The sequence below is a fragment of the Romboutsia sp. 13368 genome (assembly GCF_018336475.1).
Taxonomy (GTDB): Bacteria; Bacillota; Clostridia; order Peptostreptococcales; family Peptostreptococcaceae; genus Romboutsia.
Genome location: NZ_CP048741.1, coordinates 1,270,918 through 1,272,563 on the forward strand (window position 1 = coordinate 1,270,918; position 1,646 = coordinate 1,272,563).

At 26.8% G+C, this 1,646-nt stretch carries 2 protein-coding genes; both read right to left on the reverse strand.

Annotation, left to right across the window (positions count from 1 at the left end):
- Positions 1-199: 199 nt before the first annotated feature.
- Positions 200-580 carry a hypothetical protein gene (locus G3997_RS05110; protein ID WP_296649135.1) on the reverse strand — a complete coding sequence of 127 codons (381 nt, stop codon included), beginning with the start codon at positions 578-580 and terminating at the stop codon, positions 200-202.
- Positions 581-614: 34 nt separating this feature from the next.
- Entirely contained in the window at positions 615-1,478 is an 864-nt protein-coding gene (locus G3997_RS05115; protein ID WP_296649140.1) for a HAMP domain-containing sensor histidine kinase, read from the reverse strand.
- Positions 1,479-1,646: the final 168 nt, after the last annotated feature.

A 1,646-nucleotide genomic window follows, 5' to 3' on the forward strand; every position in this document is an offset into this window, starting at 1 on the left:
AATAGATAATGTTAAATTTAATAATAGGCTATATTAGTTAATTTCGTGATAGTATTATAATNAAAATAACCATAYCTTAGTATTTTCAATAATTTGAATTACAAGGTATGGTTATTTTTCTAATTTACTATAAATTTTTCGTAATGTATTAATAATGTGAATAAAATCATATAAAAATATCTTCTTTATAGTGTACATTTTATTTTCCTTGTTCAAGTTCTTCTATCAGTTTAAGTATCTGAGGAGAAATTCTTTCTCGTTGTTTTTTAGTAATATATTTATAAGCTGGATATGCCATAGCCAACATAATAATACCAACTACCCCTATTACAATCCCCCATATAAACTTTGTCCATACTAATGCTAAGCTCATTCCAGTACCAAGTATCAATGTACCAATGATACCAAGTGCAATAGAAATTATAAGTCCTGGATTTTCAGCTTTTTTATCTAATTTTTGAAGTTGTTCAATTTTACTTTCAACTTGAGTTTTTATCATATATTTATCGCGTATTTTTTTTATTTCCTCCTGCTGTAATGCAGAATATGTATACTCAAATGTATTATTTTTCTTTTCCATATAGGAATACTCCTTATCTATTTATTAAATGCTATTAATTGATTTTTAGTTTAACTGTAAAAGTACTTCCTACACCTAGTGTACTATTTACAGAAATTTCACCACCGATAATATCAATTATTCTCTTTACTAATGCAAGCCCTAGTCCATTACCTTCTGTTGCATGAGATGTATCCCCTTGATAGAATTTATCAAAAATATGTTTACCAACCTCTGGGAGCATTCCACAGCCAGTATCACTGACTTTAACAATGGCAAATTCTCCATTATTTTTTAAACATACTGATACATTTCCACCATATTCTGTAAACTTAAAAGCATTGGAAAAGAGATTGTTCCATACAATGTTTAATAACTCCATATCAGCATTTACCATAACATCTTCATCTAAATCTGTATCTATTTGAATTTGTGATTTTTCCCATACATTTTCAAATTGTAGTAGGCATTCACAAAGTTGTTCACTAAGATTATATCTATTTTTATTTGGATAAATTTGTTGATTTTCTAAGCGATTTAATTTTAAAATATTTGTAATTAAATCTGCTAGTTTTCTTGAAGAATTTGTAATAGCTTTTGCATATTCTAATCTTTTTTCTTCACATAAATTTGGACTTTGAAGTAATGTTCCATAATTTTGTATTACAGAAAGTGGTGTTTTTAACTCGTGTGATACATTTGCTATAAAATCATTACGAAGGGTTTCAACTCCAGAAAGCTCCTCTGTCATACGATTTATACTTTCCATAATTTCTGAAAAATTATTTTGAGCTTCAGAAGCGTCAAGTCTTACAGAATAATCTCCATTTGTAACCTTACTTAAAGCCTTTTTTATTTTTTTAACAGGACGATCAACATTAATTTTACGACGAATYATATCAACAATTACAAAAATCAATATAATAAAAATTATATTATAAAAAGTATANTTTAGCTGCCATCTCTATTTGCTCTTTTTGAAGTTCAATGTCTTTGAAAAATATAAAAAAAGAACAACTAACAACAAAGCCACATAACGAAAAGAAAATACAAAAAGTTGTAATTAAGTTTTGAATTTCATCATATA